This window comes from Bifidobacterium tibiigranuli (assembly GCF_022655035.1).
Classification (GTDB): Bacteria; Actinomycetota; Actinomycetes; order Actinomycetales; family Bifidobacteriaceae; genus Bifidobacterium; species Bifidobacterium tibiigranuli_A.
This window is the reverse complement of the sequence record NZ_JALCUA010000006.1, coordinates 128,410-135,903: the sequence shown is the minus strand read 5'-3', so window position 1 is coordinate 135,903 and position 7,494 is coordinate 128,410. Positions and strand designations below refer to the sequence as shown.

The following is a 7,494-nucleotide window of genomic DNA, read 5'->3' as shown; positions in this document are numbered from 1 at the left end:
GCATGGCAGAACACGGCTGCGGGGCAGAATCGCCGACAGCAAACCGCGAAAGTGCCGATGCGTTCAGATTTTTGTGTCATACTGGACATCGGTGGTTCTGCAAGCCGCCAAAGCCTCCGATGGTGTTGATCCCCTCGTGTGATGATATGCGAGCGCCGGTGTCCGCCGTCGATGAGCTAAGACTTTTTAGGGTGCTTCTACGGGTATGGCCGCGGTGAGAGCGTGGCGTGGGAACCAGTGGAAGCCAGAAGAGACGCCATGATTGCAGCGCGGCGTCGAGGAGCATTGTGCCCAGAGCAAACCACGCGGGCGTCGATTCCATCGACCAGCCCGATACTACCGAAATCACTAATACCAGCAATACCAATACGTCAGCAAACGCAGCAGGCAGCGAATCTGCCGCGCCGGAGCCGGCCGAGACTCCTGTGCGCCGGCGCAGAGTCGGGCGTCGCGTCGTGCGCGGCGCGGGTGCGGCTGGCGCCTCGCTTGCGTTGAAGGTGGAGGAGCGCGCGACTCCGGTTTTCGAGGAGCCGCATATCGATTCTGACAATGAGACAGCAGGCGAGACTGGAAGCGATTCGGGCGACCAGTCCGATGGTGAGTCCAGCAGTGCTGCGGCACGGCGAGGCGGCGGCAAGGCGGTTGTTTCGCGCCGCGCCCGTACGACGACAAGCCGTACGCGCGTCCGTCGTCGCACGCACGAATCCGACGATGAGTCGGCCGCAGTCGAGGATCAGCCCGCAGCCAACATCGCTCAGCCGGCCGATGAAGAGCGCAAGCCGGCTCGCCGCACCCGCTCGCGCAGGGTCTCGCGCCAGGAGTCCGAACCGGCTGCGCATGATACTGATCGTGCGGCGGATGTAGTCGAGTCGTTGCCTGTCGGCCATGAGTCGCACCACAACCCGCGTCCTATGACCTCGCTGCTGTTCCAGGAGCCGGTGCTGCCAGGTGCTGCTGCTGATGCGGGCGGACGTTCTCGCACTGGCGGCGATGATGATGAGGATTCGGACGAGGCGCAGCCGCGTGTGACGCGCCGTACCCGTTCGCGCCGGGGCCAGGCCCAGGATGCGCGTGACGAGGACACTGAGAACGACGAGCGCGAAATATCCACGCATGTTCGCCGTCGGCATAATAATCACGATACTCATGATGAGTTTCGCGATGAATCGCGCGATGACGATCACAGCGGTTCCCGGAGCAGCCGCAGCGAGCGCGAGGATGAGTCCGAAGGATCTTCCGCAACAGGTCGTTCCGGCCGTTCGCGCCGTTTGAACGCCCAGGAGCGGCGTGCCGCAGGTGAGGTCGAGCAGATCGAGGAAGACCTCGAATACGACAACATCGCCTACCGGCCGATTAATGACGATGAGGAAGGGTCCTCGACCCGTTCGCGTCGCCGCCGGCGCAGCCGTGCCGATCGCGACGATGCCGCGAGCCGTGATGATGCTGCGCAGCGCGAGCATGAGCGCGACGAACGTGACGAGCGCGACGAGCGCGACGATGCAAGGCATGGGCGCAACGACCGCAACGACCGTAACGATCGAAACGAACGTGAAGACGAGGACGAGGAAAACCGCGGCGAGCACATGCAGACGCGCCGTCGCCGCCGCAGCGAGGATGATTCCGAGGGCACGACGCTGACGCGCCGTCGCCGTCGCCGCCGCGGGCAGCGGGACGCCGAGGATGTCGATGAGCGCCAGAGTGCGCGTCGTTCGCGCAAGCAGCAGTACATCGACGAGATCACCGATATCGAAGGCTCCACCCGCTTGGAGGCCAAGAAGCAGCGCCGGCGCGACAATCGCCGCGAGCGCAGCCGCCAGGGCCAGCTCATGGAGCAGGACTTCCTGGCCCGCCGAGAGAACGTCGAGCGCCTTATGGTCGTGCGCGAGCGCGAACGGCACACGCAGATCTCCGTGATCGAAGACAATGTGCTCGTCGAGCATTACGTCTCCGACATCCAGGAGGTCGCCACCGTCGGCAATATCTACCTCGGCCGCATCCAGAACGTGCTGCCGAGCATGGAGGCTGCGTTCGTCGACATCGGCCAGGCGCGCAACGGTGTGCTCTACGCCGGCGAGGTGAACTGGGATTCGACGCGCCTTGAGGGCCAGCCCCGGCGCATCGAACTGGCCTATCGCTCCGGCGATCCGGTGCTGGTGCAGGTCACCAAGGACCCGATCGGGCATAAGGGCGCGCGGCTGACCTCGCAGGTCACGCTCGCCGGGCGTTTCCTCGTGCTGGTGCCTTCCGGCGGCATGACCGGTGTCAGCCGCAAGCTTTCCGAACGTGAGCGCAACCGGCTCAAGTCCATCGTCTCCAAGATCGCGCCGAAGGATATGGGCGTGATCATCCGCACGGCCGCCGAGGGCGCTTCCGAAGAGGCGCTCACCAAGGATCTGCAGAATCTGGCGCGCCAGTGGGAGCGGGTGAGCGCCAAACGCGAGGAGTTCCTGCACGGCAAGCGTCCTAAGCTGCTGCAGGGCGAGCCGGATGTGGCTATCCGCGTTGTGCGCGACATCTTCAACGACGACTTCTCCAGGCTCATCGTCGAGGGCGGGCGCGTCTACGAGCGCATCGCCGAATACCTTGACACGATGGCGCCTGATCTCAAGGACAAGCTTGAACTCTGGGATCCGGGCGAGCATGAGGGCAAGGACGTGTTCGACAAGTGGCAGATTGACAGCCAGTTGCGCAAGGGCATGGAGCGTCAGGTCTACCTGCCTTCCGGCGGTTCGATCGTCATTGACCGCACCGAGGCCATGACCACGGTCGACGTGAATACTGGCCGGTTCATCGGCAAAGGCAAGTCACTTGAGGAGACGGTGACCCGCTGCAATCTGGAGGCGTCCGAGGAGATCGCACGCCAGTTGCGGCTGCGTGATATCGGCGGCATGATCATGATTGATTACGTCGATATGGTGATGCCCGCGAACCGCGATCTGGTGCTGCGCCGGCTGGTGGAATGCCTGGCCCGCGACCGCACGAAGCATCAGGTGGCCGAGGTCACTTCGCTGGGATTGGTGCAGATGACGCGCAAGCGCGTCGGCCAGGGTCTGGTCGAGGCCTTCTCCGAGGAATGCCCGACCTGCAAGGGCCGCGGCTTCATCCTGCACGACGAGCCGACGATTTCTTCTGATTACGCCGACCCGTACGCGATGAAGGGCGGCGATCCCTTCGTCAAGATGAACAAGCACGGCCACGGCGCGCCCGAAGTGCAAGCGCCGAAGGGCTCAAGCCCTGATGTCAAGGCCAAGCTCGCGCAGATCGCAGCGGCGGCGGTTGCCGCGAACGAGCCTGTGGGCGACGACAACAGCGACGACCGTGACGACGACGAGTAAATAAATACGAGTAATAAATAAATGGCACCGACGACGTGTGACGACGTGTGACGCCAATGATTTGACGTCGGTAGACGGGTCGGTGTATGTTAGATAGCTGGTGTCTGGCCGTAGGGCTCAAACGTGCCGGACAGACAGCTTTCCAGAAACAGCAAGGAACGGATTATGTACGCGATTGTGAAGGCCGGTGGCCATCAGGAAAAGGTCGAGGTCGGTGACGTCATCCTGGTCAACCGTCTCGATGCGAAGAAGGGCGATGCCGTGGAATTCCCGGTCGCGCTCGTTGTCGACGGTTCCAAGGTGACCCTCGGCGCCAAGGATCTGGCCAAGCTCAGCGTCAAGGCCGAGGTCGTTGACGATGAGGCCAAGGGGCCGAAGATCAATATTCAGAAGTTCAAGAACAAGACCGGTGTCGCCCGTCGCAAGGGTCACCGTCAGCCGCTTTCCGCCGTCAAGATCACGGCGATTGCCTGATTCTCGGCAATCCAGCGACTTACAAGAAGCGAAAGGGAATAGATCATGGCACATAAGAAGGGCGCATCCGCCTCACGCAACGGCCGCGATTCAGGGCCTCAATACCTCGGTGTGAAGAAGTTCGGCGGCGAGCCGGTCATCGCGGGCAACATCATCGTGCGTCAGCGCGGCACCAAGTTCCACGCCGGCGAAAACGTCGGCACCGGCAAGGACCACACGCTGTTCGCCCTGTCCGACGGCAACGTAAAGTTCGGCATCCGCCGCGACCGCAAAGTCGTAGACGTAGTATCCGCCGAGTAATTGCCTGCAGTCTGACTGTTTAGCACATATGACGCCGTAAGGCGTCACAAGGAAAAGCCGTGCCTCGATGGCACGGCTTTTTCATTATCCGCTCAACGAATGGTCTACCGACGCACGCTTACCTACGAGTGTGGGGCTTTGGATGGCCCTTCTTCGACTGTAAGCTTGGCCAAACGGCCTTGAGCGTGTCGAAGAAGGGCCATCCAAAGCCCCACACGGGCTGTATCCCTTCCGCGCTCAAGTCCTACAGGACTGTACCCAGCCCATCCGGCTCATGTTCCACGGAACCCCAAGCTAGCCCAACCCAACCCGAATACAACGTACCAAGTAAGGTAAAACCATGAGTGATTTTGTGGATCGCGTCACCGTCCATGTCAAGGGCGGCGACGGCGGCAATGGCTCCGCCGGGATCAAACGCGAGAAGTACAAGCCCTTGGCCGGCCCGAACGGCGGCAATGGGGGCGACGGCGGCTCTGTCACCTTCGTCGCGGCGTCGAATGCGAACAGCCTGCTGGATTACCGGTTCATGCCGCATCGCACTGCGGGCAGCGGCACTATGGGCCTGGGCGACACCAAGGATGGCTCCAAAGGCGAGGATCTGATCCTTCCCGTGCCGCTGGGCACGGTTATCTTCACCGCCAAGGGTGCGCAGGGCGCTTCCAAGCGCCCGGGCGATCGGCTTGCCGATCTGCGCCATGAGGGCGATCGCTTCGTGGCGGCTGCCGGCGGCATGGGTGGCCTGGGCAATGCTGCGCTGGCCAGCCGGACCCGCCGTGCGCCGGGCTTCGCGCTGCTGGGCGAGCCGGGCGAGGAACGCGATGTGGTGCTTGAGCTCAAGTCCATCGCCGATGTGGCGCTAGTGGGCTTCCCCTCGTCGGGCAAGTCGAGCCTGGTGGGCGCGATGAGCTCGGCCAAGCCGAAGATCGCCGACTATCCGTTTACCACCTTGGTGCCGAATCTCGGCGTGGTCATGGCCAGCGAATACCGCTACACCATCGCCGACGTGCCGGGCCTCATTCCCGGCGCCTCGCAGGGCAAGGGCCTGGGGTTGGAGTTCCTGCGCCATATCGAGCGCACGGAGATCATCGCGCATGTGATCGACTGCGCGACGCTCGAACCTGACCGCGACCCGATTTCCGACTATCGTGCGCTCGAGCATGAGCTGGCGCAGTATGCCGACCAGCTGGAACTGCCGCTGGGCGCCATCGCGATTCCCGAGCGTCCGCGCGTGATCATTCTCAACAAGGTCGATGTGCCCGAGGCCAAGGAGCTGGCTGATTTCGTGCGTCCGGAGTTCGAGAAACTGGGGCTGCGCGTCTTCGCGGTCTCGACGGCCTCGCATGAGGGCTTGAAGGAGTTGGGCTTCGCGCTGGGCGAGATGGTGGTCGAGCTGCGCGCGAAGATCGCCGAGCAGGAGCGCCAGGAGGAGCAGGCCCGCGTGGTCATCAAGCCGTTGGAGGAGCCGGCCCGTCGCCGCCGTCGCAGCGACGAGGAGCGCGGCAGCGCCTACGATTACCACATTGAGCGCGAGGAAGACAAGGGCGGCGACTTCTGGTTCACCGTCACCGGTGCCAAGCCCGAGCGCTGGGTGCGGCAGACGAATTTCGACAACGACGAGGCGGTGGGCTATCTCGCCGACCGGCTGGCCAAGCTCGGCGTCGAGGATGCCCTGCGCAAGAAGGGCGCGCATCCCGGCGATACGATTCGCATCGGGCAGGGCAATAACGCTGTCGAATTCGAATGGGATCCGACCATCGCTGCCGGCGCGGAAATGCTCGATGGCGCGCAGCTTGGCGCGCGCGGCAAGGATCTGCGCCTTGACGAGGGCGAGACCCGCGCCCGCAGGCGTACCAATGAGGAGCGTCGCCGCGAGTATCACGAGATGATGGATGCCAAGACGGCCGTGCGCGAGGTCATGAAGGAGGAGCGGGCGTCGGGGCACTGGGCCGATCCGGCTGTGGACGATGACCGCCACGACGAGCACGGTCTGCTGGGCCGTAACGAGGACGGCGAATAGTCGCAGGCACATAGCGGCGTGGGTGCCCACGCCGCTATGCTCGTAGACGAGTCCCGCAGTCGCATGCGGTTTGGCTGTGCGCCAGATCGTGGTGCGGGCGGGAAGCGCAGGGGGCAGAAGGCCGTCGAACAGTGAAGCCGCAGCGTTTGCATGGTATGCGAGAGCTGCGTGAAATCTGGCAGGCGGCTGCGGAAGGAAGCAGGATTCGATGAATACGTCGTCGCAGACGCAAGTGCGCCAGGCCATCGCGCAGGCGCGCACCATCGTCGTCAAAGTCGGTTCAAGCTCGCTGACCGATACTGCCGGCCATCTCGATGTGGCCCGGCTCGATGCGCTCGTGCAGGCCCTCGCCTGCACCGCCGCGATGGGTGCTCGGCTGGTGCTGGTGTCCTCCGGCGCCATCGCCGCCGGATTCGGCTTGCTAGGGTTCACGCAGCGCCCTACTGATGTCGCCACCCAGCAGGCCACCGCTTCGGTGGGCCAGGGGCTGCTGATGGCCCATTACGAGGCGGCATTCGGCCATTTCGGCATGCGTGTCGGGCAGATTCTCATCACCGCCGAGGACACGACGCGCGCCGTGCAGTATCGCAATGCGCAGCGCACCTTGGACAGGCTGCTCGAACTCGGCGTCGTGCCGATTGTCAACGAGAACGACGCGCTGGCCAGCAATGAGATTCGCTTCGGCGACAACGACCGGCTTTCCGCGCTCATCGCCAACATCGTGCGGGCGGATGCACTCGTGCTGCTCACCGACGTGGATGCGCTGTATTCCGCGCCGCCCTCGCATCCCGGCGCGCGCCGAATCGCCTATGTGCCCAATGTTGTCAGCGCGTTGGAGGATGTGCAGGTCACCAGCAGCGAATCGGGCATCGGCACCGGCGGCATGATCACCAAGCTTGAAGCGGCCCGTGTCGCCGCGGTTTCCGGCATCCCCACCGTGCTCACCTGCGCGAGCAACGCCGGGCCGGCGCTGATGGGCGACGGCGTCGGAACGGCCTTTGCGCCCGTGAAGCATCGCGGATCGTCGCGTCGGCTGTGGATCGGCTTCGCCGCTGAGCCGCGCGGCACGCTGGTCGTCGATGAAGGGGCGGCCAAGGCGGTGCGCGCCGGGCGGGCCAGCCTGCTTTCCGCCGGAGTGGTCGAGGTGCGCGGCGAATTCTCCGCCGGCGACCCGGTCTGGATTGACGACGAATCAGGCACGCATCTGGCCAAAGGGCTGTGCGGCTTCGATTCCGAGGAGATTCCGCATATGCTCGGGCGCAACACCGCGCAGCTGCGCCGCCTGCTCGGCCAGGAGTACGCCCACCCGCTCGTCCACCGCGACAACCTCGTGCTGGTGTAGCGATGCCGTTGGCGTCGTCTTTTGAC

General features: G+C 64.2%; 5 protein-coding genes. All 5 read left to right on the top strand.

Annotation, left to right across the window (positions count from 1 at the left end; all coding sequences use genetic code 11):
- Nucleotides 1–320 precede the first annotated feature (320 nt).
- The 5 genes from LKK40_RS07630 (at nt 321) to proB (ending at nt 7,468) form a co-directional block, all read left to right on the top strand.
- Nucleotides 321–3,335 carry an Rne/Rng family ribonuclease gene (locus LKK40_RS07630; RefSeq protein ID WP_434735100.1) on the top strand — a complete coding sequence of 1,005 codons (3,015 nt, stop codon included), beginning with the start codon at nt 321–323 and terminating at the stop codon, nt 3,333–3,335.
- Between the two features lie 165 nt (nt 3,336–3,500).
- The gene (rplU, locus tag LKK40_RS07625) at nt 3,501–3,809 is read left to right on the top strand and encodes a 50S ribosomal protein L21 (protein WP_152581574.1); all 309 of its coding nucleotides are present in this window, start codon (nt 3,501–3,503) and stop codon (nt 3,807–3,809) included.
- Between the two features lie 45 nt (nt 3,810–3,854).
- Nucleotides 3,855–4,109 (top strand): 50S ribosomal protein L27, encoded by a 255-nt coding sequence (gene rpmA / locus LKK40_RS07620; protein WP_152581573.1) that lies wholly within the window; start codon nt 3,855–3,857, stop codon nt 4,107–4,109.
- A gap of 340 nt (nt 4,110–4,449) precedes the next feature.
- A complete protein-coding gene (gene obgE, locus LKK40_RS07615) occupies nt 4,450–6,126 on the top strand; it encodes a GTPase ObgE (protein ID WP_304310116.1) in 1,677 nt (558 codons plus the stop codon).
- A gap of 208 nt (nt 6,127–6,334) precedes the next feature.
- Complete coding sequence (gene proB, locus LKK40_RS07610) at nt 6,335–7,468, top strand: glutamate 5-kinase (RefSeq protein WP_304310115.1); 1,134 nt, start codon at nt 6,335–6,337, stop codon at nt 7,466–7,468.
- The last annotated feature ends 26 nt before the right edge of the window (nt 7,469–7,494 follow it).